Source organism: Burkholderia sp. AU33803 (assembly GCF_002223095.1).
Classification (GTDB): domain Bacteria; phylum Pseudomonadota; class Gammaproteobacteria; order Burkholderiales; family Burkholderiaceae; genus Burkholderia.
On the sequence record NZ_NKFJ01000007.1, the window covers coordinates 316,772 to 342,808 of the forward strand.

Annotated in this window: 22 protein-coding genes; 4 read left to right on the forward strand and 18 right to left on the reverse strand. The window is 69.0% G+C overall.

Features of this window, described 5'->3' with window-relative positions:
• Positions 1-183 precede the first annotated feature (183 nt).
• From CFB41_RS31075 to CFB41_RS31085, 3 genes are all read right to left on the reverse strand, one after another.
• Positions 184-1,575 (reverse strand): amino acid permease, encoded by a 1,392-nt coding sequence (locus tag CFB41_RS31075; protein ID WP_089459227.1) that lies wholly within the window; start codon positions 1,573-1,575, stop codon positions 184-186.
• A gap of 106 nt (positions 1,576-1,681) precedes the next feature.
• Entirely contained in the window at positions 1,682-2,932 is a 1,251-nt protein-coding gene (locus CFB41_RS31080) for an FAD-binding oxidoreductase (protein WP_089459228.1), read from the reverse strand.
• A gap of 30 nt (positions 2,933-2,962) precedes the next feature.
• Complete coding sequence (locus CFB41_RS31085; RefSeq protein ID WP_089459300.1) at positions 2,963-3,316, reverse strand: RidA family protein; 354 nt, start codon at positions 3,314-3,316, stop codon at positions 2,963-2,965.
• Between the two features lie 296 nt (positions 3,317-3,612).
• Between CFB41_RS31085 and CFB41_RS31090 the strand changes: the two genes are divergently transcribed.
• The 3 genes from CFB41_RS31090 (at position 3,613) to CFB41_RS31100 (ending at position 6,531) form a co-directional block, all read left to right on the forward strand.
• The gene (locus tag CFB41_RS31090; RefSeq protein ID WP_011353677.1) at positions 3,613-4,248 is read left to right on the forward strand and encodes a helix-turn-helix domain-containing protein; all 636 of its coding nucleotides are present in this window, start codon (positions 3,613-3,615) and stop codon (positions 4,246-4,248) included.
• A gap of 142 nt (positions 4,249-4,390) precedes the next feature.
• Entirely contained in the window at positions 4,391-4,900 is a 510-nt protein-coding gene (locus CFB41_RS31095; protein WP_089459229.1) for a GNAT family N-acetyltransferase, read from the forward strand.
• Between the two features lie 272 nt (positions 4,901-5,172).
• Entirely contained in the window at positions 5,173-6,531 is a 1,359-nt protein-coding gene (locus CFB41_RS31100; RefSeq protein ID WP_089459230.1) for an aspartate aminotransferase family protein, read from the forward strand.
• A gap of 150 nt (positions 6,532-6,681) precedes the next feature.
• Here the strand turns inward: CFB41_RS31100 and CFB41_RS31105 are convergent, their stop codons facing one another.
• Together CFB41_RS31105 and CFB41_RS31110 are read right to left on the reverse strand one after the other, a co-directional pair.
• The gene (locus CFB41_RS31105) at positions 6,682-7,857 is read right to left on the reverse strand and encodes a M20 aminoacylase family protein (protein WP_089459231.1); all 1,176 of its coding nucleotides are present in this window, start codon (positions 7,855-7,857) and stop codon (positions 6,682-6,684) included.
• A gap of 49 nt (positions 7,858-7,906) precedes the next feature.
• Positions 7,907-9,139 carry a diaminopropionate ammonia-lyase gene (locus tag CFB41_RS31110; protein ID WP_089459232.1) on the reverse strand — a complete coding sequence of 411 codons (1,233 nt, stop codon included), beginning with the start codon at positions 9,137-9,139 and terminating at the stop codon, positions 7,907-7,909.
• Between the two features lie 156 nt (positions 9,140-9,295).
• On the opposite strand from CFB41_RS31110, the gene CFB41_RS31115 reads away from it, so the two are divergent.
• Positions 9,296-9,772, forward strand: coding sequence for an Lrp/AsnC family transcriptional regulator (locus tag CFB41_RS31115; RefSeq protein WP_089459233.1), 477 nt, complete (start codon positions 9,296-9,298; stop codon positions 9,770-9,772).
• A 71-nt stretch (positions 9,773-9,843) separates the two neighbouring features.
• On the opposite strand, the gene CFB41_RS31120 is transcribed toward CFB41_RS31115, so the two are convergent.
• The 13 genes from CFB41_RS31120 to CFB41_RS31180 form a co-directional block, all read right to left on the reverse strand.
• On the reverse strand, positions 9,844-11,568 hold the full coding sequence (locus tag CFB41_RS31120) for a tannase/feruloyl esterase family alpha/beta hydrolase (protein ID WP_089459234.1): 1,725 nt from the start codon (positions 11,566-11,568) through the stop codon (positions 9,844-9,846).
• A 33-nt stretch (positions 11,569-11,601) separates the two neighbouring features.
• Positions 11,602-12,750, reverse strand: a complete 1,149-nt coding sequence (locus tag CFB41_RS31125; protein ID WP_089459235.1) for a porin — start codon at positions 12,748-12,750, stop codon at positions 11,602-11,604.
• A gap of 62 nt (positions 12,751-12,812) precedes the next feature.
• A complete protein-coding gene (mhpT, locus tag CFB41_RS31130; protein ID WP_089459236.1) occupies positions 12,813-14,018 on the reverse strand; it encodes a 3-(3-hydroxy-phenyl)propionate transporter MhpT in 1,206 nt (401 codons plus the stop codon).
• 201 nt (positions 14,019-14,219) lie between these two features.
• Positions 14,220-16,133 carry a feruloyl-CoA synthase gene (locus CFB41_RS31135; RefSeq protein ID WP_089459237.1) on the reverse strand — a complete coding sequence of 638 codons (1,914 nt, stop codon included), beginning with the start codon at positions 16,131-16,133 and terminating at the stop codon, positions 14,220-14,222.
• Positions 16,130-17,578 (reverse strand): aldehyde dehydrogenase, encoded by a 1,449-nt coding sequence (locus tag CFB41_RS31140; protein ID WP_089459238.1) that lies wholly within the window; start codon positions 17,576-17,578, stop codon positions 16,130-16,132. The genes CFB41_RS31135 and CFB41_RS31140 overlap by 4 nt, the downstream gene beginning before the upstream one ends.
• Before the next feature lie 71 nt (positions 17,579-17,649).
• On the reverse strand, positions 17,650-18,480 hold the full coding sequence (locus CFB41_RS31145) for a p-hydroxycinnamoyl CoA hydratase/lyase (RefSeq protein WP_089459239.1): 831 nt from the start codon (positions 18,478-18,480) through the stop codon (positions 17,650-17,652).
• A gap of 233 nt (positions 18,481-18,713) precedes the next feature.
• Positions 18,714-19,217 (reverse strand): MarR family winged helix-turn-helix transcriptional regulator, encoded by a 504-nt coding sequence (locus CFB41_RS31150; RefSeq protein ID WP_089459240.1) that lies wholly within the window; start codon positions 19,215-19,217, stop codon positions 18,714-18,716.
• 172 nt (positions 19,218-19,389) lie between these two features.
• Positions 19,390-20,292 carry an SMP-30/gluconolactonase/LRE family protein gene (locus CFB41_RS31155; RefSeq protein WP_089459241.1) on the reverse strand — a complete coding sequence of 301 codons (903 nt, stop codon included), beginning with the start codon at positions 20,290-20,292 and terminating at the stop codon, positions 19,390-19,392.
• 51 nt (positions 20,293-20,343) lie between these two features.
• On the reverse strand, positions 20,344-21,363 hold the full coding sequence (araH, locus tag CFB41_RS31160; protein ID WP_089433524.1) for an L-arabinose ABC transporter permease AraH: 1,020 nt from the start codon (positions 21,361-21,363) through the stop codon (positions 20,344-20,346).
• A 32-nt stretch (positions 21,364-21,395) separates the two neighbouring features.
• A complete protein-coding gene (gene araG / locus CFB41_RS31165; protein ID WP_089443759.1) occupies positions 21,396-22,940 on the reverse strand; it encodes an L-arabinose ABC transporter ATP-binding protein AraG in 1,545 nt (514 codons plus the stop codon).
• 20 nt (positions 22,941-22,960) lie between these two features.
• Entirely contained in the window at positions 22,961-23,974 is a 1,014-nt protein-coding gene (locus tag CFB41_RS31170) for an arabinose ABC transporter substrate-binding protein (protein WP_089459242.1), read from the reverse strand.
• A 74-nt stretch (positions 23,975-24,048) separates the two neighbouring features.
• Positions 24,049-24,978 carry a Gfo/Idh/MocA family protein gene (locus CFB41_RS31175; RefSeq protein WP_089443757.1) on the reverse strand — a complete coding sequence of 310 codons (930 nt, stop codon included), beginning with the start codon at positions 24,976-24,978 and terminating at the stop codon, positions 24,049-24,051.
• Positions 24,979-25,014: 36 nt separating this feature from the next.
• Positions 25,015-25,944 (reverse strand): dihydrodipicolinate synthase family protein, encoded by a 930-nt coding sequence (locus CFB41_RS31180; RefSeq protein ID WP_089459243.1) that lies wholly within the window; start codon positions 25,942-25,944, stop codon positions 25,015-25,017.
• Positions 25,945-26,037 lie beyond the last annotated feature (93 nt).

Sequence of the window (26,037 nt, forward strand, 5' to 3'; positions counted from 1 at the left end):
TTCGACGTCGGGCACCGGTTCGGCGCGACGGCGCGCCTGCTTCACGTCACCCTCATTCTTCGTGCCCGCGCGGCGCGCATGACGCGCCGCCGACACTGCCGCGGCGCCTTTGCACCCGTCTTCAACGCGCGCCATCGCACGGCCACTCCCCCGCACCAACAGCCGCGACTCAGCGCATCGCCATCAAACGCGCTCGACACCGAGCCCGACACGCGTCGACCGCGCAGCCGCCTGCAGGTGCCGCGAACGCCGGTAGATGATCGCCATCAGCGCCATCACCGCCGCGCCGGCGTACAGCGACCCGCGCGTCGTCGGGTCGACGCCGAGCATCACGAACACGAACGCGACGAACACGAGGCAGATCCACGACGTGACCGACGCGTACGGCATGCGGAACGCCACCGTCTCGCCGCGCGCGGCCAGCGCGCGCCGGAACCGCATGTGGGTCAGCACGATCATCGCCCAGATCACGGCCACGTCGAACGACAGGAACGACATCAGCCAGCCGAACACGCGCGCCGGAATCACAAAGTTCAGCACCACGCCGACCGACATGAACAGCACGGTCGCCCGCACCGCGCGCGACGGCGATCCGCTTGCGCTCAGCGCCGCGAACGACGCGGGCGCCAGGCCGTTGCCGGCCATGCTCGACAGCATGCGCGCGCCGCTGAACACGATGCAGTTGAAGCTCGACAACGCGGCCGTCACCACCACGAAGTTGACGATGCCGGCCGCCTGCCGCAGCCCGAGCGATTCGAACGTCGTCACGAACGGGCTGCCATGCTCGCCGAGTTCGTGCCACGGGTACAGCGCCATGATGATGAACAGCGCGCCGACGTAGAAGATCAGGATGCGCCACAGCACCGAGTTGATCGCGCGCGGGATCATCTTCTGCGGCTCGCGCGCCTCGCCGGCGGTAAGGCCGATCATCTCGACGCCCGCGAACGAATACGCGACGATCGGCAGCGCGCTCACGACCCCGAGCACGCCGTGCGGAAACACGCCGCCGTGGCGCCACAGGTTCGACAGGCCGACGGGCTCGCCGCCATGGCCGATCCCGGTGAACACGATCAGCGCGCCGCCCGCGATCATCAGCACGATCGTCACGACCTTCACGATCGCGAACCAGAACTCCAGTTCGCCGTACACCTTCACGTTGAGCAGGTTGAACGCCGAGATCGCGGCGATCGCCGCTACGACCCACAGCCACTGCGGCACATCCGGAAACCAGAAACCCATGTAGATGCCGATGGCGGTCGTCTCCGCGACGCCGACGCCGACCATTAGCAGCCAGTAGCTCCACCCGACCACGTAGCCGGCGAACGGCCCGACGTATTCGAACGCATACGCACCGAACGAGCCGGACACCGGCCGGTGCACGGCCATCTCGCCGAGCGCGCGCATGATCAGGAAAATCATCGCGCCGCCGATCAGGTAGGCGACGAGCGCGCCGGGCCCGGCCGCCTTGATCGCGGACGCCGAGCCGAGGAACAGGCCGACGCCGATGGCCATGCCAAGGGCCATGAACGAGATCTGGCGCGCGCCGAGTTCGCGCCGCATCGTGTGCTGTTGCATGTTGTCTCCAGTCGTTGATCGTCGCGGCGAGCCGGGTCGGCCTACCGCTGGATGGAGCGGCCGGCGTCGTGTGCCGGCCGCCCTGCTGCAGCGCACGGTCGCCGGTTCAGCGGCCGTGCAGAAAGCGTTCGACGCGAAACGGCGTCGGGTCGACGAACGGCTGCGTGCCGGTCATCAGGTCGGCGATCAGCCGGCCGGTCACGGGGCCGAGCGTGAAGCCGTGATGCGCATGCCCGAACGCGAACCACAGATCGCGGTGGCGCGGCGCCGCGCCAATGACGGGCAGCATGTCGGGCGTGCACGGCCGGCGGCCGAGCCACGGCGCGCCGTCGACGCGCGCGCCGAGCGGAAACAGCTCGCGCGCGACCGGTTCGACGGCGGCGAGCTGGGTGGGCGTCGGCGGCGTATCGCAAAGCCCGAGCTCGACGCCTGTCGTCAGGCGGATGCCGCGCGTCATCGGCGTGATCAGGAAGCCGCTGTCGGCATCGAGCACGGGCCCGTTCAGCCGCGCGCCCGGCTGCGCCGCGTAGTGCATGTGATAGCCGCGCTTGACCGCGAGCGGCAGCGTGTAGCCGAGCCGTTCGCACAGCAGGTCCGACCACGGCCCGAGCGCGACGACCGCCGCGCGCGCATCGACCGGGCCTTGCGCAGTGTCGACGCGCCAGCCGTTCGCGGCCGACAGCGTCAGCGCGTCGCCGGTCAGGATGCGGCCGCCGAGCTGCTCGAAGTGGCGCGCATACGCGGTCACGAGCGCATTCGGATCGCTGATCGAATCGGAGCCCGTGTAGCGCAGCGCGCCGACCAGCGCGCGGCTCAGGTTCGGCTCGGCGTCGCGCAGCGCGGCTGCATCGAGCGCGTCGAAGGTCACGCCGTATTCGGCGCGCCAGCGCTCGGCGGCGCGCGTTTCCGCATCGCGCGTCGCGGCCGTGCGGAACACCTTCAGCCACCCGCCTTCGCGCAGCAATGCGCCGGCGCCGGACGCTTCGATCAGCGCGCGATGCTCGGTCACGCAGTATTCGATCAGCGGCGCATACGCGCGCGCGATCTCCGCATGACGCGCCGGATGGGAATTGCGCCAGTAGCGGTACAGGAACGGAATCAGTTTCGGCAGCGCGCCGACGTGATAGCGGACGTCGGGCGAGCGGTTGCACGCGTATTTCAGCAGCGTGCCGAAGCCGCGCGGAAACGCATACGGATACACGCCCTCGCGCTGGATCAGCCCGGCGTTGCCGAGCGACGTCTCGTTGCCGGGCGCCTTGCGGTCGACGAGCGCGACCGACAGGCCGCGCTGTTGCAGGTGCACGGCAACGGACACGCCGATCATGCCGCCGCCCAGGACGAGCGTGTCGTATGTCATCGGGAATTCCTCGGGCGGGCGGTGCCGGCGTCAGGCGAGCGCGGTCACGGCGATCTCGACGTCAAGACCGGGTTTCATCAGCAACGCCTGCACACAGGCGCGGGTCGGCGCGTGGCCGGCCGGCACCCAGGCGTCCCACACCGCATTGAACGCGTCGAAGTGCGCGGTATCGCTGAGCCATATGTTGGCCGTCAGCACGCGGGTCTTGTCGATGCCGGCCGAGGCGAGCAGCGCGTCGATGCGCGTGAGGATTTCGGTCGCCTGCACGGCGATCGGCGCGCCGGCCGTATCGGGCACCTGGCCAGCCAGGTGGACGAAGCCGTTCGCGATCACGACCTGGCTCATGCGTGCGCCCGTCTGCAGACGTTGGATTTCACTGGACATGATGGTTTGCACCTTCGCAAGGCCGGCCGCGACCGGCCGGGTAAATAAATGGCTGGGAAAGCCGCTGCCGTGTGCGGAATCGTCGGGCAGCCGCCGCACGGGCGAGCTGTGCCGATACGCATACGCGTCGTTCACGCCGGCCGCACCGGCTCCGCGAGTTTCGCGCCGTCCGATGCTAGAGTGGCCGTCACGCCCACCGTCGGCGATTTCGACGAAAATTATCATATACGAGAAAATTTATTCTCGTATACGACAAAACCCGTATTCACGTCACGGACGCCGCGCCCCGTATCCGCATGCCCAAATCCACCGTCCCCGTTCCGCCGCCCACCGACGCCGCGCCGCAGCTCGACCACCAGACGGTCGGCGCGCGGCTGCGCGACGCGCGCAAGTCGCGCGGCCTGACGCTCGCGCAACTGTCCGAGCGCTCCGGTATCGCGGTGTCGACGATTTCGAAGGCCGAGCGCGGCGACATCGCGCTCACCTACGACAAGTTCGCCGCGCTCACGCATGCGCTCGCGCTCGACTTCGACACGATGTTCGGCCGCCCCGCGCCCGCCGGCGCGATGACCCCGTCGTTCACGCCGGCCGGCCAGCAGATGGTGTACGACACGCCGAACTACGCGTACGGGATGCTCGCGAACGACCTGACCGGCAAGCGAATGGTGCCCGTGCGCGGGCGCATTCATGCGCGCAAGCTGTCGGACTTCGCCGACTACATCCGGCACAGCGGCGAGGAGTTCGTGTTCGTGCTGAGCGGCGAGCTGGAGCTGCGCTTCGAGAACGGCCATGCGTACCGGCTTGGCGCCGGCGACAGCCTGTATTTCGACAGCGCGGTCGGGCACGTGTACCTGAGCCTCGGCGACACCGATGCCGAGGTGCTCGCGTGCTGCGTCGACGGCGATGCCAAGCGGCCGCGCGACGCGATCTGACGTCTGACGGTCTGAATGCGATCACGCGGCGGTGCCGAACGCCACCGCGCAACACCGGGATTCCTATTACGATAAGGACGATGCATCCTGCGACCCCAGCGGCTCGCGCCGGCATGCACGACCTTCAACCGGAACGCTCCCGATGACGATCACCACCCGCCTGCTCGATGCGGCCGACGCCGCCCGTTTCCAGACCGTTCGCCTGCGTGCGGTCGACACCGCCCCCACCTCCTTCCTGCCGACGCTCGACGAAGAATCGCAGGTGCCGGTCGACGAATTCGCGACGCGCATCACGCCGACCCGTGAACGTGCGGTGTACGGCGCGTTCGACGGCGATACGCTCGTCGGCATCACGGGCGTACGCCGCGATGCGCGCGTGAAAATCGCGCACAAGGCGACGATCTGGGGCGTGTTCGTCGATCCCGCGTATCGCGGGCGAGGCATCGCGCAAACGCTGCTCGAAAGCGCGACCGCGCACGCGGCGCGGGAATGGGACTGCAAGCAGCTGATGCTGTGCGTGAACGAGGTCAACGCCACCGCGGAACGGCTGTATGCGTCGCAGGGGTTCGTGCGGTTCGGGACGGAACCGCGCTCGATGTTCGTCGATGGGCGGTTCTATGACGAGCACCACATGGTCAAGACGCTCGGGTAATGCGCCGCGGCGGCGAGCGGGCATCGAGAGACGCAGCCCTTGTGCCCGCCTCGTCCGCCTCCGGCCGGACGTCAACGATGTAAGCGCTCGCCAACTTTCGATGCAATAAAGCCGGCCGGGCCGCTCCGCGCCGGTTTATGCGCAAAAACTTTTATAAAAAATATCCACCACTCGCCCGCGCCGCAGCCAACGCGCCTCCGTCATTTCCCCCCTGTTCATCCGCCCGCCGCCCGCGCTATCGTTTCCGCACCTTCACAGCCCAGGAGTTGCCTTTGCCTTCCCGTCACGGAGTCGACCTCATCCGCGCCCGCGCACTGTTCGATCGCGAGCGCCGTGCATTCACCGAAACCATGCCGGTTTCCCGCGCGCTGTCCGCGGAAGCGTCCGAGCACCTGCTGTTCGGCGTGCCGTTGCACTGGATGCAGGACTGGTCGACACCGTTCTCGCTATACGTGAAGGAAGCGCGCGGCGCGACGTTCACCGACGTCGATGGCCATCGCTACGTGGACTTCTGCCTCGGCGACACCGGCGCGATGTTCGGCCATGCGCCGGAACCCGTCGCACGCGCACTCGTCGAGCAGGCCACACGCGGCTATACGACGATGCTGCCGAGCGAGGACGCCGCGTGGGTGTCGCGCGAACTCGCGCGCCGCTTCAAGCTGCCGGTCTGGCAATTCGCATTGAGCGCGAGCGACGCGAACCGCTTCGTGCTGCGCTGGGCGCGCGCGGCCACCGGCCGCAACACGATCGTGGTGTTCAACGGCTGCTATCACGGCACGGTCGACGACGTGTTCGTCGATCTCGTCGATGGCCGCCCCGTGCAGCGCGACAGCCTGCTCGGGCAGTCGTACGACCTGCTCGCGAACACGCGCGTCGTCGAATTCAACGACCTGGCGGCGCTCGAAGCCGCGCTGAAAGGCGGCGATGTCGCCTGCGTGCTCGCCGAGCCCGCGATGACGAACATCGGGATGGTGCTGCCCGATCCGGGCTTCTGGGAGGCGGCCCGAGAACTGACGCGCCGCCATGGCACGCTGCTCGTGATCGACGAGACGCACACGATCAGCAGCGGCCCGGGCGGTTATGCGGTCGCACACGATCTGGAGCCGGACATGCTGGTGGTCGGCAAGCCGATCGCGGGCGGCGTGCCGTGCGCGGTGTACGGGTTCAGCGCCGAATTCGCGGAACGCGCGAAGCAGGCGAAGCTGAACGCGCCGCCCGGCCATTCGGGGATCGGTACGACACTCACCGCGAACATGCTCGCGATGCATGCGATGCGCGCGACGCTCGCCGAAGTCGCGACCGACGCGGCCTATGCGCATATGTTCGAACTCGCCGCGCGGCTGGCGACGGGGCTCGAGCAGGCGATCGCGAAACACGAACTGCCGTGGTGCGTGACGCGCATCGGCGCGCGCACCGAGTTCCAGTTCGCCCCCACGCCGCCGCGCAACGGCACGATCGCCGGTGCGCAGCTCGACAGCGAACTCGAGCACATCGTGCACCTGTACCTGCTGAATCGCGGCGTGCTGATCACGCCGTTCCACAACATGATGCTCGTGTGTCCGCAGACGACGGCCGATGATGTCGACCGGCTCGTCGCGCAGTTCGACGCGTGTCTGGGCGAACTGGTGTGATGCAGTGACATTCGCGGTAGGCAACACATCGCGCGAGCACGGCCACGATGTGTTGCCTGCGGCTGCGGCGTCGCTCGTGTCGCCTGACAGTGAAACGGACCGCCACACAGCGAGCCGTTTCCCGTCGCATCCGCATCATGCAGCGATGCGCTACGCCGCCGTCAACGCCCGCCGCGCCACTTCCGCGAAATACCGCGCGCCGATCGACAGGATCTCGTCGTTGAAGTCATAGCCCGCGTTATGCAGCGGCACGCCGCCGCGCCCTGCCGCCTCCCCGTTGCCGATGAAGACGAAGTTGCCGGGCACCGCCTGCAGGAACGCGCCGAAGTCTTCCGAGATCATCATCGGCTGGACGTTCGCATCCACGTTCTCCGCGCCCGCCACCTGTGCCGCGGCCCGCACGGCCGTGTCGACCCATTCCGGCGAATTCACCGTCGGCGCGAACTCGTGCGTGTACTCGAACGCGCAGGTCGCGCCGTGCGTGCGGCAGATCCCTTCGCTGATCTCGCGCATCCGCATGGCCAACAGCGCCTGCACGTCGCGCGAGTAGCTGCGCGTGTCGCCCTTGATCGTCACCGTCGACGGGAGCACGTTGCGCAGCCCGTCGGTGATGAACTCCGTGCACGAGATCACGGCCTGCTGGCCCGGATCGAGATTGCGCGACACGATCGTCTGCAGCGCGAGCACGACCTGCGCGCCGATCACGATCGGATCGATGCCCATGTGCGGGCGCGCCGCGTGCGTGCCGCGCCCGTCAATTCGGATCACGAAGTTGTCCTCGCTCGCCATGATGCCGCCCGCACGCGTCGAGAACGTGCCCGCGCGCATCCCCGGCATGTTGTGCGCGCCGAAGATCGCGTCGACCGGAAAGCGCTCGAACAGCCCGTCGGCCATCATCGCTTTCGCGCCGCGGCCGTGCTCCTCGGCCGGCTGGAAGATGAAACGCACGGTGCCGTCGAAATCCTTGCGCTCGGCCAGCAGCTGCGCAGCGCCGAGCACCATCGACATGTGGCCGTCGTGCCCGCACGCATGCATCTTGCCGGGCGTGCGCGACGCGTGTTCGCGGCCCGGCGCGTGCTCGGCGATGTTCAGCGCGTCCATGTCCGCGCGGATGCCGATCGCGCGCTTGCCGGTGCCGGCCGTCAGGTTCGCGACTAGCCCCGTGCCGCCGATCCCGCGATGCACGTCGAGCCCGAGCGTCGTCAGGATGCGCGCGACATAGTCCGACGTGTTCACCTCTTCGAAACCCGTCTCCGGATGCTGGTGCAAGTGGCGGCGCCAGGCCTTCAGTTGCCCCTGCAGCGTGCTTTCTTCGGTTGCGTCCATCGCGTTGGCCTCGTCAGTCGTAGTCGATCGGGATCGGTCGGGATGTCGTTCAGGCCGCCACTGCCGTGCGGTCCAGCCAGGCGCGCTGCCGCGCGAGCACGGCGTCGGCCGTTTCGCCGACGCAGTTCCGGTACACGGAGGGCGCCGTCGCGCCTTCCGTATTGATCGCCAGCACGCGCGAGTGCGCATCGAGCCCCACCTGCCGCGCGAGCGCCGGGTCGCGCATCAGCACCTCGAGCCCCGCGACGCCGGCCGCGCCCGATTCGCCGGCCACGAGCGGCACGTCGCGTTCACTGCCGGCCGCGAGGCCGCGCATCGTCTGCACCGCGTCTTCGTCGTCGATCAGCATGAAGTAGTCGATGCACATCTCGAGGAAGTCCCATGCCAGCGGCGACGCCTCGCCGCACGCGAGCCCGGCCATCACGGAATCGACGCTGCCGGTCGCCCTGGACGCGCGCCCCGCGAGCGCACTCTGGTACAGGCAGTCGGCCTGACGCGGCTCGACGACGATGAAACGCGGCCGCTGCACGCCGTCGCGCTCCCACAGGTAACTCGCGACGCCCGCGGCGAGGCCGCCCACGCCACCTTGCAGCAGCACGTGCGTGAACGGCCGCCCGTCGTCCTCAGCCGCCTGCGCGGCCGCCTCGGCGGCGATCACGCCATAGCCTTGCATCACGTCGCGCGGAATCGCTTCGTAGCCGTCGTACGACGTATCCGACACGACATACCAGCCGTTCGCCTGCGCGAGCTGCGCCGCGCAGACGACCGACTCGTCGTAGTTCCCCTCGATGCGCACGATCCGCGCGCCGTACGCGGAGATCGCGCGTTCGCGCTCCGCGTCGACGTGCGCGTGCAGCACGATCACGCATCCGCAGCCGATCGCCCGCGCGGCGGCGGCCAGCGCGCGGCCGTGATTGCCGTCGGTCGCGCTGATCACCGTCAGGTCAGCCAGTTCCGCCGCGTAGCGGCCGGTGACGAGCCGCTGCGGATCGAGATCCTGCGTGCGTCGCAGCCGCTTCACGAGCCGCACCAGCGCGATCGGCGCGCCAAGCGCCTTGAAACTGCCAAGCGGCGAGCGGCACGACTCGTCCTTCACGCTGACGCACGCGACACCCAGCCGTGCGGCGAGATCCGGCAGCGCGCGCAGCGGCGTGCGCAGGTTGCCGACGAGCGGCCAGTGCGACAACCACGCGCCGCTTTCGTCGGCCGATGCGATGTTCATCACGCGGCGCAGCGCGTGGGGATAGGCGGTGCGCGAGGCGCGGGGGTTGGCGATCAGCATGGGGGCAGCGCTCCGTGAGTCGGTTCGGGTCGGCGCGCACGGGTTGCACGCGCCGCCGGTTCGAAAAATAATATTGCGCATGCCGGTCAATAAAATCGCCAAATCGGCGGCCGTCACGCAAAAATTTCTCATTCTTCCGAGGCTTCACGCGCCATCATGACCACCCCACTCGATGCGTTCGATCGCAAGCTGCTGATGGAAATCCAGCGCGACGCGCAAACGCCGCAAAGCGAGCTCGGCGCGCGCGTCAACCTGTCGACCGCGGCCGTGAACCGGCGCCTGAAACGTCTCGCGGACGAAGGCGTGATCGAGCGCTATACCGCTGTCGTCGCGCCGGACAAGGTCGATCATCCGCTGACGATCGTCGTCAACGTCGAGGTCGAAAGCGAGCAGATCGACCAGCTCGACGCGATGAAGCGGAGCTTCGAGCGCTGCCCGCAGATCCAGCAGTGCTACTACGTGACGGGGGAATGGGATTTCGTGCTGATCCTGGCCGTGCGCAACATGGATCAGTACAACGCGCTCACGCGCGAGCTGTTCTTCGCGAACAACAACGTGAAGCGGTTCAAGACGCTGGTGAGCATGAGCCGCGTGAAGGTCGGGCTCGAGGTGCCGGTCGAACCGGGCGAGTAAGTGAGCGGTTGCACACATGAGGCGACCGGCGCACGAATGCATGCGCCGGCCGCCTCCCATCGACGGCTACGTCAGCGACAACTGAAGCTCGCCGCCGAATTCACGTCGCCCGATCCGTTGTAGCGCGCCACCTGCGGGTACGGGCACAACGGCCGCGTACGCCCCGCGCCCCATGACGCGGGCACGTCCGCATTCGGCACCGCGTTCGTCGCATCGCGCGCGGCGGCCACCACCGCACCCGGCGCCTGCCCCTGCTCGACCCACGCGACGAGCGGCGTCAGCAGGTCGAACTGGTCGGCCGCCGGCCCGCCCGAGCAATGGTTCATCCCCGGCACCGGATAGAAGCGCGCGAAATCCGACGCATCGCCGCCGTTCGTCTGCGCAACCCGTGCGTACCAGTCGCGCGTATCGTCGAACGAGAACACCGGGTCGCCGGTGCCGTGATAGACGAGCAACTTCGCCCCGTGCGTCTTCAGCGCGGACAGGTTGGTCTCGTCGGGCGGCGTCATGAACGTCCACGCGGATTGCGTATACACGCCGCTGGTCGCGAAGATCGCCGGCGCGTCGTTGTCCATGTCGAAGCCGAGCGCGAAACCGGGCAGGTTCGCGAGCGCCGCGGCGGTTTTCGGCGGCGACATGAACGTGAACGCCATCGCGGCCGGGTCGAGCGTGATCGAATTCGACTGCTTCCACGCGGCCCAGCCGCCGCCGGCGATGCCCGGATCGTACGGAAAGCCCGCGTAAAGCGCCGTGCCCGCGCTGTTGCGTGCGCCCGTGAACACGTTCTCGAGCGCGGTCTTCTGCGCGGTCGTCAGGCACGCGCCCGTGCGCGTGCCGTTCGCGCAGGTCGGAATGTCCGCATCGACGCTGAAGTGCCCCTGGCACGCGGCGACGTCCTGCACCATCCCGTCGGCCGCGCCGTCGAGCGCATCGCATTTCTCGAGGATCTTTGCGCCGACGAACTGCCGCTCCGCGTCGGTGAAGCCGCTGCGGATATCCGGCAGCCCGTTCGAGCCGGTCGCCGATGCGATCTTCGCGAACTGCTGCGCGCCGTACATCTCGCCGATGGCCGCCTTCGGCAGGTGAAAGCCCGGATCGCCCGCGATGATGCCGTCGTAGTCCGCCGGGTTGCGCACCGCCGTGACCATCGCGTGACGGCCACCGTTGGAGCAGCCACCGAAATAGCTGCGATCGGGCGCCTTGCCGTACGCGAGCCGGATCACCTGCTTGGCCATCGGCGTGAGCGCATCGACCGCGCCGTAGCCGTAGTCGATGCGCGCCTGCGGATCGAGGCCGAACAGCGGGTTCTGCGCGGCGCTGTGCCCGGAATCCGAGCTGATCACCGCGAAGCCCTGGTTCAGCGCATCGGTCAGCGGCCCGCCGCCGCCGATCTCGCCGGTCGCCGTCACGACGTTGCCGTCGAGGCCGCCGTTCGCCTGGTAGAAGAAGCGGCCGTTCCACGCCTTCGGCAAGCGCATTTCGAAGCCGATCGCATAGGTCTTGCCGTCGACCGGGCTCACGCGCTCGTTCATCTTCCCTTCGATCACGCAGTGCTCGGCGATCGGCTTGCCGGCCACCGTGAGCGCGCCGGCAGCCGCGGTCGTCACCGACGTGAACGACGTGTTCGCATACGCGAGCTTCGCGGCGAGCGCGTCGCAGGTCTGCGCCATCGCGGCCGGTGTCGCGGCGCTCAGGTGCGTCGGTGCGGAATTCACCGAATCGTCGCCACCGCAACCGGCGAGCATCGCGGCGGCGGACAGCGGCGCAATACAGAGGAATGCAGATTTCCTGTTCAAGATAACTCCCGTTCGGTTCGTCACGCCGGTGAATCAGAACATGTGCCGCACGCCGACCATCGCGCCGAGCTGCCCCATCCCTTCGCCGGGTGTCGTGCCGGGCCCGCCGCCGCTGACCGAGTAGCGCGCATGCGCGCTGTTCCACAGATACGACGATTGCGCGTAGACCGCCGTGCGCTTCGTCAGCAGATAGGTCGCGCGCAGCGTGGCCATCGTCGCGCGCGTGTCGTGCGCGCTGTTGACGATCCGGTAGCCTTCGCCGTCGATGACGAAATCGGGCTTCACCGCATACGACGCGCCGACGAAGAACAAATCCGAATGCGCGCCGGGCGCGGCCGGCGAACCGGTCGACACGCGCCGCCCGATCCAGCCCGCGCCGATCTTCGCGCCGGCGGCCTGCGCATACGCGCTCACGTGCGTGCGTGCGTCCTTGCCGCCGCTGCTGGTGAACGGAACGGGCGCCACGCCGTCGAAGAAGTTCGCGGCCGCGCCGGTGCCGCCGCGCTGTTCCTCGTACGACGCCGCCGCACCGAAATAAGCGCCGTCGTACTTGAGCATCACCGACCAGTTGCGGCACTGCACCGCGTCGCCCGGCACTTGCCCCGCGCACGTGCCCTGCCCGGGCGAGTTGCCGGTGCCCGCGCCGTCGCGGCCGAACGAATATGCGGCGCCGAACGTCACGCCGCGATACGCGCCGACGTAGGTCACCGCGTTGTCGGCGCGGCCGTTCGGCACGTACGCGTCGAACGAGCCGAGCCCGTAGATGTCGGGGCCGATGATGTCCGCGCCCTGCAGCGCGAGATAGGTCATCGTGTACTGGCGCCCGAACGCGAGCGTGCCGAAGCCGCTCTTCAGCCCGACGAACGCCTGGCGCCCGAACAGCCGACCGCCCTGGCCGAGATCGCCGCCGCGCACGTTGAAGCCGCTTTCGAGCGTGAACACCGCCTGGTAGCCGCCGCCGAGATCCTCGGTGCCGCGCAGCCCCCAGCGCGACGGCAACTCGCCCGTCACGCCCGGCATCCGCACGACGTGGTCGCCTGCCGCGTTCGCGTGCGACACGTATTCGACGCCCGTATCGATGATCCCGTATAGCGTCACGCTCGACTGCGCATGCGCACCGGGCGCGGCGAGCGCGCAGCACGCGCCGGCGGCCAGCAGGCCGTTCCTTGTCTTCGTCTTCATCGTTGCGTCTCCAGACCTTGAGTAAGCACGCTCTGACGGCGCGCATTGAAAAAATCGAACCATCAGTCGCCTGCCTGCGGGCGGCGAATCAGCACGAACGCAGCGAAGGCCGCGACGAGCGTGACGGGGATGCTCGCGCCGATCACGACCGGCGCGCTGCGGCCGGCGGCCAGCAGCGTCGCGGCCGCGAGCGGCCCGACGACGGAGCCGAGCCGGCCGACGGCCACCGCCGCGCCGACACCCGTGCCGCGCATCGCGGTCGGGTAGTAGATCGCCGCGAGCGCATACAGCACCGACTGGCCGCCGACCACGAACATCCCGGCCGCGAACGCGGCCGCCGCGAGCGACGCGAAGCCGGGCGCGGCCGCGAGCGCGGCGAGCGACAGCACGATTCCGACATACATGCCGCCGACCACGCGCGACGCACGCATCCGGTCGAGCGCCGCCCCGATGCCGAGCGCACCGAGCCCCGCGCCGACGTTGAACGCGATCTGCACGAGGCCGACGTGCGCGCGATCGAGCCCGCGCGAGGCCATCAGCGACGGCAGCCAGTTCAGCAGGAAGTAGAGGACGATCAGCGTGCAGAAGTAGCTGACCCACAGCGCGACCGTCGACGTCGTGCGGCCGTCGCCGAACAGCGTGCGTGCGACGCTGGTGCGCGCGGCCTGCGTGCCCGCTACGTCGAGATACGCACGCGATTCTGGCAGGAACCACACGAGCAGCGGCACGAGCAGCAACGGCCCCACGCCGCCGACGTAGAAGATGTGCCGCCATTCGGTGTCGCCGGCCAGCAGCACGCCGATCAGCGACGCGATCACGCCGCCGAACGGGATCCCGCAGTACATCGTCGCGACCGCACTGCTGCGCGAGCGCGGCTCGACCGCTTCGGACGACAGCGCGATCAGGTTCGGCATCGCGCCGCCGAGGCCGATGCCGGTCAGCACGCGCACGACGACGAGCATCGCGAACGTCGATACCTGCGCGGTGGCGATCGACAGCAGCCCGAACAGCACGACCGATGCGATCAGCACGCGCTTGCGGCCGATCCGGTCGGCGAGCCGGCCGCCGAGCATCGCGCCCGGCAGCAGCCCGAAGGTGCCCGCGCTGAATGCGATGCCCATCTGCGATACGGACAGCCCGAATTCGCGCGCCATGCGCGGCGCGGCGACGCCGACCGACTGCAGGTCGAGCCCCTCGAGGAGGGCGATCGCGAAACACAGCGCGAGCGTGGTCGCGACCGTGGGTTTTTCGGCAACGTAAGTGTTCATCCTGTCTCCAGTCCCATGTCTTGTAGTCGGTCGGCCCGCTGACGGCCGCCGCGCGCCGTCGCCGGCCAGTGGCGAAGCAGCGCGCAAGGTGTCGTCCGAACGGCCGTCTTTATCAGGCAGCCTGATTCACTGGCCGCAAGCATGCCTGCCGGTATCGTGGCCGGCAGGTCGTTGTGTCTGCGTGATGCGATGTACTTCCGGTTACGCGTAAATCACGTCGGGATCGCGCCGTGCCGGGTCATACAGCGCGTCGATCGTCGCCGCGCGATGCTGCTGCACGGCCGCCTGGTTCAACGAACCCTTGTCGGTCACTTCGCCGAGGTCGAGCGACGGCGGCGTGTCGATCAGCCGGATGCGCGCGACGAACGTCGACCCGCCGCTCGCCTGCCGGTTCAGCTCGATGAGCCATTGCTCGAACACCGCGCGCACGGCCGGCGCGCGCAGCACGTCGGTCACCGACGCATCGGCGGCGAGCCCCGCCAACGCACGGCATGCGTCGACGCGCGGAAACACCAGCAGCCCGATGTCGTCGCGATTGATCCCGGTGACGACCACGTCCTGCACGTACGGCGCGCCGCTCGACACCGCGTTCGCGCGCAACGGCCCGACGCTCACGAAGGTGCCGCTGCTCAGCTTGAAGTCCTCGGTCAGCCGCCCGTCGAACAGCAGCCCGAGCTCCGGCCGCGCCGGATCGGCGAACACGCCCGCGTCCCCGCTGCGGTAATAGCCCTCGTCGTCGAATACGTCGCGCGGATCGACGTCCGCGTGCCAGTAGCCGCGCATCACGTTCGGCCCCTTGAAGCGCAGTTCGAGCTTGCCGCCGCACGGCACGAGCTTCGCTTCGCAGCCGGGCGCGGGCAGCCCGATATAGCCGGCGCGCATCAGCGGCCCCGTCGTGAACAGGCACGACGGCGACGCCTCCGTCATCCCGAGGCCGGCCATGATCCGGATGCGCTCGCCGCAATGCGCTTCGGTCACGCGGTCGAGCCGATCCCACGCGGCCTGCGACAGCCCCGCGCCGCCGAAGAAATACAGCTTCACGCGCGAGAAGAACGTGTCGCGCAGCGCGGCATCGCGTTCGAGCGCGGCCGTCAGTTCTTCCCAGCCTTTCGGCACGTTGAAGTAGATCGTCGGCGCGATCTCGCGCAGGTTGCGCACGGTTTCGTCGAAGCGGCCCGGCATCGGACGGCCGTCGTCGATATACAGCGTGCCGCCGTTGTACAGCGCGATGCCGAGGTTGTGACTGCCGCCGAACGTGTGATTCCATGGCAGCCAGTCGACCAGCACCGGCGGTTCGCGCGTCAGTTCGGGCATCGTCTGGCGCAGCATCTGCTGGTTGCTGCACAGCATCCGGTGCGTGGTCGGCACGGCCTTCGGCTGCTTCGTCGAGCCGGACGTGAACAGGATCTTCGCGAGATGATCCGGGCCGACCTCCGCGTGGATCGCGTCGATCGTGCGCGGGGGCGTGGCGAGCAGGCGCGAGAGCGGCACCGCGCGGCCCTTTCCGTCGGCGTCGGCGTCGACATCGTCGTCGCGTGCGACGATCAGCGCCGCATCGGCCGGCAACACGGCGTCGAGCGCACGCGCGAACGGCGCGCGTTCGGCGACGAACACCGCACCCGGCTTCAGCACACCGAGCGTATGACGCAGCTTGCCGTAGTCGGTCGACACCAGCGAATACGCGGGCGAGATCGGCGAGTACGGCACGCCGGCCAGCATCGCCGCGAACATCAGCTGCAGATGCTCGAGATCGTTGCCGGACAGCACCGCGAGCGGTCGCTCGGCCGACAGCCCGAGATCGACGAGGCCCTGTCCGAGCGCGCGAGCGCGTTCGAGCATCTGCGCGTAGGTGATCTCGATCCAGCGGCCGTCGTCGCCGCGCTTCGCGGCCAGCACGCGATCGGGATGCGCTTGCGCGCCGTTCACGAGGCAGTCGGTCAGGCGCGTCGGGTAGTCGCCGAGCGGTTCGCGCGAACGCAGGTACCACGCGCCGTTTTCCGCGCGACGAATCTCGGCCGCGCCAACGGCGACCGCCGCGGCGCGATAGCGCACGCCGCCCGTGTCGTTCACCGGCCCGCTGGCGAGCGTCGCATCATTCATCGTCGCCTCGCTCATATGGGGTAGTGCCGCGGCGTGGTCTGCACGGTGATCCAGCGCAGCTCGGTGAATTCAGCGATCGACGCACGGCTGCCGAAGCGGCCGTAGCCGCTCGCCTTCGTGCCGCCGAACGGCATCTGCGCCTCGTCGTGAACGGTCGGCCCGTTGATGTGGCAGATCCCCGATTCGATCCGGCGTGCGACCGCCATCGCGCGCGCGACATCGCGGCTGAACACGCTCGCCGACAGCCCGAACTCGCTGTCGTTCGCGAGCGCGATCGCTTCGTCGTCACTGTCCGCGCGCAGGATCGCGACGACCGGCGCGAACGATTCCTCGCGATACAGGCGCATGTCGCGCGTCACGCCATCGACGATCGCCGGCTGCATCGTCGCGCCTTCGACGCGACAGCCGAGCGGCAGTTGCGCGCCATGCGCACGCGCATCCTCGACGAGCGACGCCGCACGCGCGGCGGCCGACGCGTCGACCATCGTGCCGAGCGGATGGCCGGCCAGCGGATCGCCCGCGACCAGCGTGCGCGCCTTCGCGGCGAGGCGTTCGACGAGTGCGTCGGCAATCGGCCGCGCCGCGATCACGCGCTCGGTCGACATGCAGATCTGCCCCTGGTTGAAGAACGCGCCAAACGCGATCGCATCGACGGCTGCATCGAGATCGGCATCGTCCAGCACGAGCACGGGCGCCTTGCCGCCGAGTTCGAGCAGCACCGGTTTCAGGTGGGCGGCCGCGTGACGCGCGATGATGCGCCCGACATGCGTCGACCCGGTGAAGTTGATGCGCTTCACGTGCGGATGCGCGATCAGCCGCTCGACGAGTTCGGGTGCGTCAGCCGCCGCGTGCGTGATCACGTTGACCACACCCGCGCCGAGCCCCGCTTCGTCCAGCACCGCGCCGATCAACGCATGCACGCCGGGGCACGCTTCGGATGCCTTCAGCACGACCGTGTTGCCGCACGCGAGCGGCATCGCCAGCGCGCGCGTGCCGAGGATCACCGGCGCGTTCCACGGCGCGATGCCGAGCACGACGCCGCACGGCACGCGCATCGCCAGCGCGAGATTGCCGGGCACGTCGGACGGGATTACGTCGCCGGCGATCTGCGTCGTCATCGACGCGGCCTCGCGCAGCATGTTCGCCGCGAGCGTCACGTTGAAGCCGATCCAGCCCGGCGTCGCGCCGGTTTCGGCCACGCCCGTCGCGATGAACGCGTCGATGCGCGCGTCCATCAGGTCGGCCGCCTTCAGCAGCAGCCGGCGGCGCTCGGTCGGCGCAAGCGCCGACCATGCCGGAAACGCGCGGTGCGCGGCGTCGATCGCCGCGTCGGCGTCGGCGAGGCCGGCCGCCGGCGCGCGTGACGCCAGCGCGCCCGTCGCGGGATTGAATCGGTCGAAGGTGCGCCCGTCGCGGGCCGCACACCACTCGCCCGCGATCAGCATCCGTCTGTCGGTCATGTTGTCTCCTGCCATGCCTGTCTCTTGCGAATACGCCGGCGGGGAAGCCGGCGGCTGCGTCCGCGCTTGTATCAGCGCTTGTAGGCCTGCAAGCCCGGCTTGATCGTCTTGTCGTCGAGGAACTGCTTCAACCCTTGCTCGCGGCCATGTTCCGGATCGCGCAGCTGGGCCTGGTCGAGCTTCGCGTACAGGTAATCCTCGCACTGTTCCCACGTGAGTTCGCGCGCGCGCTTGAAGCCGTGCTTCGCCGCGCGCAGCACGACCGGATTCTTGTCCATCAGGCGGGCCGCAAGCGCGATCGTCGCTTCACGCAGTTCGGCCAGCGGCACGCTGCTGTTCACGAGGCCCATGTCGGCCGCTTCCACGCCGGTGAACGTGTCGCCGGTCATGATGTAGTGCAGCGCGCGGCGGTGCCCGACCGTGTCGGCCATCGCCTTGCTGACGAGGTTGCCGGGCGGGATGCCCCAGTTGATCTCCGACAGCCCGAACACCGCTTCGTCGGCCGCGATCGCGAGGTCGCACGCGACGAGCGGCGAGAAACCGCCGCCGAAGCACCAGCCGTTCACCATCGCGATGGTCGGCTTGTTGTACATCCGCAGGCGGCGCCACTGCCATTCCGATGCGTCGCGGCGCACTTTTTCCTGCAGCGCGTCGGAGCCGCCGTCGATCTCCCGGAAGTACTCCTTCAGATCCATGCCGGCCGTCCATGCAGCGCCCGCGCCGGTGAGGACGAGCACCTTTGCTTCGTCGTCGAATTCGACCGCGTCGAGTACCTGCAGCATCTCCTGGTTGAGCGTCGGGCTCATCGCATTGCGCTTGTCCGGGCGGTTCAGCGTGACCCACGCGATGCCGGCCTCCACCTTCACTTCAACGGTTTGCCAGCGGTTGTCGTACTTGCTCATATCGGTTCCTGTCGTTCGTTCCTGTGCGATTCGGTGCGCAGCATTCCTGCTGCGGACGGCTTCATTTAATATCAGGCTACCTGATATTGCAAGCGGCGCGAGCGCCGGTGTAAACCCGGAGCGGAAAGCGGAGAAAGCGGCGGGGAAATCAGGGAGCGGTCGGGCGGCCGTCGATGGCGCGGACGAAGCGAGCGCGGGCCCGGCGACCCCGTGTCGTGAAATCGGGGAAGCGGTCAGCCGCGCAGGTTGCGCGAGAACAGTTCGAGCGCGCGCTGCACGTCCGCGGCCGTGTCGGCGGAGACGTCGCCGAGCATGCGCGTCTCGAGCGGGCGCAGGACGGCTTCGCATTCGCGCAGCATCGCCGCGCCCTCGTCGGTCAGCTTGAGCAGGATGATGCGGCCGTGCGACGGGTCGGCTTCACGCGTGACGAAGCCGCGGGCGGCCATCACGCTCATCACTTCGTTCGCCGATTGCGGCGTGATCCACGAGCGCTCGGCCAGTTGCGCGTTCGACGATGCGCCGCGCGCCTCGAGCACCGACAGCGCCGTGTATTGCGCGAGCGTGATGCCAAGCGGGGCGAGCGCGTCGGTCATGTGGCGACGCAGCAGCCGGTCGAGACCGCCGATCACGTAGGTCAGGCGCTGCTGCACGCGCGCCTTCGGCTTGTCGCCGGTCGCGCGGGCGGCGGGCTTCGTGGCGGGCTTCGGATTCGCGGGTTTGGTTGGTGCGGAACTCATGGTGCAGGCGGGATGGAATTGCGGGCCATCTTACCAGCAGGTCGGGAGGCGAACGGAGGGGGCCAGGCATGCCGGACAGCCGCTGCGCACTCACGCGCGCGTGGCGGACCGCCGGCCTGGCCGCGAAACCCGCTGCGTCAGCGGCATCCCATGAACGGCATCCCGTAAGCGATCAGCCGCGCGGTGTCCCTGCAAACCGCGCCGTCGGCAACCCCGCGTGCCGCGTCTGCGCAACGAACACGCCACCCGCATGCGGGTCGTCGGCCAACGCATCGTCGCTCAACCCGATGCGCGCGCTCGTCACGTACAGGCGGCCTTCGCCGTCTAGCGCCGTGCAACTCGGCTGCGCGGTCGGCACCGCGATGCGATCCGTCTCGACACCGTCCGGCCCGTAGCGCACCACCCGCCTGCCGCCCCACTGCGCATTCCACAGGCCGCCGTCGCGATCGACGATCGAGCCGTCCGGGTCGCCGTCGGCATCGGCGAGCCGCGCGAACGACCGCACGTTCGCGACATCGCCGCCCGCACGGTAATCGCACACGAAAATCTCGCGTACCAGCGAATCGCAGAAATACATCTTCGCGCCATCCGGCGAGAACCCGATGCTGTTCGCGATCGCGGCCGCGGGCAACGCCAGCCGTTCGAGCGTGAGATCGGCATTGAGCCGATAGAACCCGCCCACCGCGCGCGGCGGCTCGCTGCCCTCGTCCTTCATCCCGAACACGAACGCGCCGGAACCGTCGCAGCGCCCGTCGTTCAGCCGCGTCGGCAGCTCTGCCTCGACGTCGACGATCCGCGTGAACGCGCCGCTGCGCAGATTGAAGAACGCGAGATGCGTCGCGAGCCCGACGAGCAGCACATCCGGGTCGTCGGTCAGCGCAAAGCACGCGAGCCGCTCGGGCATCGCCCACGGCGTGAGGTCGGAGCCATCCGCACGGCAGCGCCACAGTTGCGCGCCTTCGATGTCCACCCAATACAGCGCGTGCGTCCTGTCGCACCACGTCGCGCCTTCGCCGAGCGTGTTGCGGGCGTCCGCCAGCAGCGTCGCCTGCGTGGCCGGATGAATCTGTTGCATGCCGTCTCCCGATATCTGTCGCTTATGCAGGCGGCCGCGCGTTCGCCAGGGTCAGATCTTCATCGCGCGCCGCTGGTTGCGACGATACTGGTCGAACAGCACCGCGAGCAACAGAATTCCGCCGCGTATCAGATATTGGTAAAACGTCGGCACGTTCAGCAGGCTCATCGCATCCTGCACGGAGCCCATGATCAGCACGCCGACCAGCACGCCGGAGATCGTCGCGACGCCGCCCGTCAGCGACACGCCGCCCAGCACGCACGCGGAAATCACACCGAGCTCGAGCCCGACCGACGTCTTCGGGTCGCCCAGGCTCATCCGCGACGCGAGCATCACGCCGGCAAAACCGGTCACGAGCCCCTGCAGCACGAACACGGTGATCTTGATGCGCATCACCGGCAGCCCCGCGAGCAGCGCGGCCTCGCCGTTGCCGCCCACCGCGAGCACGTTCTTGCCGAACACCGTCTTGCGCAGCAGGAAGCCGAACACGACGAAGCCGACGATGTTGCTCCAGATCGGATACGAGATGCCGAGGAACGAGCCGCCGCCGAGATCGAAGAAGCGTTCCTCGGAGATCATCACCGCGTCGCCGTTCGACGTGATGAACGCGAGCCCGCGCACGACTTCCATCATCGCGAGCGTGACGATCAGCGAGTTGATCCGCCAGCGCGCGATCAGCACGCCGTTGACGAGCCCGACCGCCCCGCCCGCGAGCACGCCGCCCGCGACGCCGAGCACGACGCTGTGCGTCGCGGTGATCAGCGTCGACGCGACGACGCCCGAGAACGCGACGATCGACGCGACCGACAGGTCGACCTCGCCGAGCGCGAGCACGAACATCATCGTCACCGCGATCGAGCCGATCAGCGTGACCGACAGCAGCAGGCCCTGGATGTTGCGCGGCGTGAGGAAGTCCGGCACGGTCAGCGACAGCGTCGCGAACAGCACGAGAAACACCATCACGATGCCGGAGCGGTTGATCAGCTGCCACACGCCGCCGCGCGCTCGCGCAGGTACGACGGCGGCATCGGGGGACGGGGAAGTGCGTTGGGGTTGCATTGCCTGGCTCATGTCGTTTGCATCCGGTTGATCGTTGCGGGGCGCTAGCGCGGCAGCGCGAGCTTGATCAGCGCGTCGGGCGTCGCCTGCGCCTTCGCGACCTCGCCCGCGATCCGCCCTTCCTTCATCACGATGATCCGGTCCGACACGCCGATCACCTCGGCCAGGTCGCTCGACACGAGGATCACCGTGCGGCCCGCTTCCGCGAGTTCGTAGAACAGGTTGTAGATTTCCGCGCGCGCACCGACGTCGATGCCGCGCGTCGGCTCGTCCATCAGGAACACGTCGATGCGCTCGGCCAGCCAGCGCGCGAGCACGACCTTCTGCTGGTTGCCGCCGGACAGCGCGCCGATCGGCGTGTCGCCGTCGCGGGTCTTGATCGCGAGCCGCTCGATGTAGCGTTGCGCGAGTTCGCGTTCGCGCCGCCCGTCGAGCAGCACCCGCGCCGGGCTGAAATGCCGGCGCGCGCTGATGTTCAGGTTGTCGGCCACCGACGCGATCGCGACGATGCCTTCCTGCTTGCGGTCTTCCGGGCACAGCGCGAGGCCGGCGCGCACCGCGTCGCGCGGGCTGCCGAATGCCACGCGCTTGCCGTTCAGCTCGACGTGCCCCGCGCTCGGGCGCGCGGCGCCGTACAGCAGCTTCATCAGCTCCGAGCGGCCTGCGCCCACGAGCCCGAAGAAGCCGACGATCTCGCCGCGCCGCGCGGTGAACGACACCGGCTCGGACAACCCGGGCCCCGCCAGCCCCTTCGCCTCGATCAGCACGTCGCCGGCCGGGCGCGGCCGGTAGCCGTACACGTCCTCGATCGAGCGGCCGACCATGCAGCCGATCAGCCGGTCGCGGTCGAGATCGGTGACGGCATCGAACGTGTCGATGCGGCGGCCGTCACGGAACACCGTCACGCGGTCGCACAGTTCGTACACTTCCTCCATCCGGTGCGTGACGTAGATGATCGCGCGCCCTTCCGCGCGCAGCGCGCGGATGATCCGGAACAGTTGCGTGGTTTCGCGCGCGGACAGCGAACTCGTCGGCTCGTCGAACGCGATCACGCGCGCGTCGCGCATCAACGCCTTGCCGATCTCGATCATCTGGCGCTGGCCGATCGACAGGTACTTCACCGGGATGCCCGGATCGATGTGCTCGCCGAGCCGCTCCAGCGCGTCGAGCGCGCGCGCGGCGAGCGTGCGTTCGTCGACCACGCCGAGCCGGCTCGGCAGTTGCCCGAGCATCAGGTTTTCGGCGACCGTCAGCTCGGGCACCAGATGCAGTTCCTGGTAGATGATCGCGATGCCGGCCTCGAGCGCCGCGCGCGTCGACGTGAAGCGCTGCTCGGTGCCGTTCAGCGTCAGCGTGCCGGCCTGCGGCTGGTTCACGCCGGAGAGCACCTTCAGCAGCGTCGACTTCCCCGCGCCGTTCTCGCCCATCAGCCCGTGCACCTCGCCCGCGCGCACCGACAGCGACACGGCGTCGAGCGCACGTACGCCCGGGAACGTCACCGTGATGCCGTCGAGCGCGAGCAGCGGGCCGCCCGGCGGCGTCTCGGCGACATCGTTGCCGGATACGGCCGTCATCGTCTGCGTCGTCATCGCGTTCTCGCCTCGTGCGCTCAGATGCCGAGCTCGGCGCGCACCGCCTGCCAGTTCGCGCGCGTCATCAGCTTGCCGCTCGTCTGCGTGTCGGCCGGCGGCGTCTTGCCGCCGCGAATCCAGTCGACGAGGTTCTGCGTGCTGTCCTTGCCGTGGTTCGTCGAGCTGACGGCGATCGTCCCGTAGAAGCCCGTCGGCTCCTTCTTCTGGAATTCGGCGAACGCCTCGCCCGCGCCGTTGATGCCCACGCCGATCACGTCGGCCGCCGGGATATGCAGCTGCTCGGTCGCACGCACCGCGCCGAGCACGGTTTCCTCGTTCAGCGCGTAGACCACCCACTTCTTCACGTTCGGATGGCGCGCGAGCACCGGCGCGGCCGCGCTGAAGCCGCCTTCGTCGTCGGTCGTCTTCTGCGGCGCGTCGAAGATGTTCTCCTTGCGGAAACCGTTCGCGAGCAGCGCCTGCGTCGCGCCGTCGGTGCGCAGCTTCGCGGTCGGCAGCTCGTAGTTCGTGATCCGCAGCGCGCCGACTTCCTCGGGCTTCCAGCCGCGCCGCTTCATCTCGTCGGCGATCGCCTGGCCGACCTGGTTGCCGATCTTGGTCGCCGACATCCCGAGGTGCGGCACGTTCGGCAGCGGCTTGCCGGTCGAATCGACGAGCTGGTCGTCGACGGTCACGAACTTCATGTTGTAGCGCTTCGCGCGTGCGGCGATCGCCGGGCCGAGGCGCACGTCCGGCGCGCAGATCACGAAGCCCTGCGCGCCCTGCGAGCCGAGGTTGTCGATCGCGGCCAGCACCTTCTCGCCGTCGGGCGTGCCGATCTTCACGACCGAGAAATTCTCCTTCTGGCCGAGCGCGGACGCCGCGTTCTGCTCGTTGATGAACCACGCCTGCTCGGGCATCTTCACCAGGAAGCCGATCTTCAGCGGCGCGTCGGCGCGCGCGGCGCCCTGCATGCCGAGCGGCGCGATGCACAGCGCGGCCAGCAGCGCGCGCAGGGTATGGCGGCGAATCGTGTGAGTCGTGCGGTTCATGCGGTGTCTCCTTTGTGTCGGCTCATGCCGTAATGATTCGTCGTGTGCGATCGCGCCGCAGCGCGACCGCGTGATCAGCGGCCGAACGCGTCGGTCTGCACGCGCCGGCCGAACAGGAAGGCATCGGCGACGAGCCGCAGCGGCCGCACGTCGACGTCGCTTTCGCCACGCGCGATCAGCGCATGGAAGTGCGCATACAGCGCCGGATACTCGCGTTCGGGGCCGAGCTCGACCGGCTCGCCCGCGATCGACAATTGCGCGCCGCCGCGGCTGATCGCGAGCACGCCGTCGGCCGTGTCGACCGCGATCTCCCATTGCTCGACCGGGCCGTGCCGCCAGTCGAATTCCGCACGCACCGGCACGCCGTCGGTATCCGCGCAATCGAGCTCGGCAGCGATCGGCGTCTGCACGTCGCTCGGCACGATGAGCGTCGCCTCGCGCAGCACGAGCTCGCGCGGCAGGATGCGCGTGACGATCGACAGCGCGTTGATGCCCGGGTCGAACACGCCCAGGCCGCCCGGCTCCCAGATCCATTGCTGCCCCGGATGCCAGCGCCGGACGTCCTCTTTCCAGCGCACCTGTACCGCGCGGATCGCGCGCGTCGCGAGCCAGGCGCGGGCGGGCTCCACCGCACTCGCGCAGCGCGAATGCCAGGTCGCGAACAGCGTGAGGCCACGCTCGCGCGCGAGCGCTTCCAGTACGGCCACTTCGCCGAGCGTCGCGCCCGGCGGCTTCTCGAGCATCACGTGCTTGCCGGCTTCGAGCGCGGCGCGCGCCTGCGCGTAGCGCACCTGCGGCGGCGCGCACAGCGACACGGCGTCGAGCTCGCGCTCGGCGGCCAGCAGCGCGCGCAGATCGCGATAGTTGCGCACGCCGGTGACTTCCGCATGGCGGCTCGCGCACGCGGTCAGCTTGAAACCCGGTTCGGCGTCGATCGCCGGCAGATGCTGGTCGCGCGCAATCTTGCCGATGCCGACGACCCCCAGCGAAACCTGATCACTCATCGTGCATGCCTCCTTCGCGAATCGTTCGGTGACCGTTCAGTGCGCCCAGCGCAGCACGAGCGGGTCGAGCCGGCGCGCGATCGCGAGCAGTTCCGCGCGCGTGTCCGGATGCAGTTCCGGCATCGGATGCCGCGGCCGCTCGCACGCGATCACGCCGCCTGCGCACATCAGCGCTTTCGCGGTGAGGATCCCGGACTGGCGGTTCTCGTGGTTGATCAGCGGCAGCCAGGCCTGGTAGCGCGCGTAGGCGTCGTCGTGGCGCCCTTCGCGCCACGCTTCGAGGATCGGCCGGATGCCGTCCGGAAACCCGCCGCCCGTCATCGCGCCGGTCGCGCCCGCGTGCAGATCGGCGAGCAGCGTGATCGCCTCCTCGCCGTCCCACGGCCCCTCGATGGCATCGCCGCCGAGCCGGATCAGCTCGCGCAGCTTGTTCGCGGCGCCCGGCGTCTCGATCTTGAAGTAGGCGATCTGCTCGATCTCGCGTGCCATCCGCGCGAGGAACGGGGCCGACAGCGCGGTGCCGCTCGCAGGCGCGTCCTGGACCATGATCGGAATCGCGATCGCGTCGGACACGCGCGTATAGAAATCAAAGATCTGCGCTTCGGGCACGCGGAACGTCGCGCCGTGATACGGCGGCATCGCCATCACCATCGCCGCGCCGAGCTGCTGCGCGCGCAGGCTGCGCGCCGCGCACACCTGGGTGCTGTAGTGCGACGTCGTGACGATCACCGGCACGCGGCCCGCGACATGGTCGAGGATCGTGCGCGTGAGCACGTCGCGTTCGTCGTCGGTGATCGCGAACTGCTCGGAGAAGTTCGCGAGGATGCACAGCCCGTCCGAACCCGCGTCGATCATGAAATCGACCGCGCGCTTCTGGCTCGCGAGATCGAGTTCGCCGGTATCGGTAAACGTCGTCGGAACGACGGGGAAAATGCCGCGATAACGCGGCGTGCTGCTCGATGTCATGGTTCGCGTCCTGCTTCGGCCTCGGTGGCGACCGGCCGTCATGCGTTTACGGTTTCACGTTGCGCGGGCCGGGAGAGCCCGCAACCGGCTGCC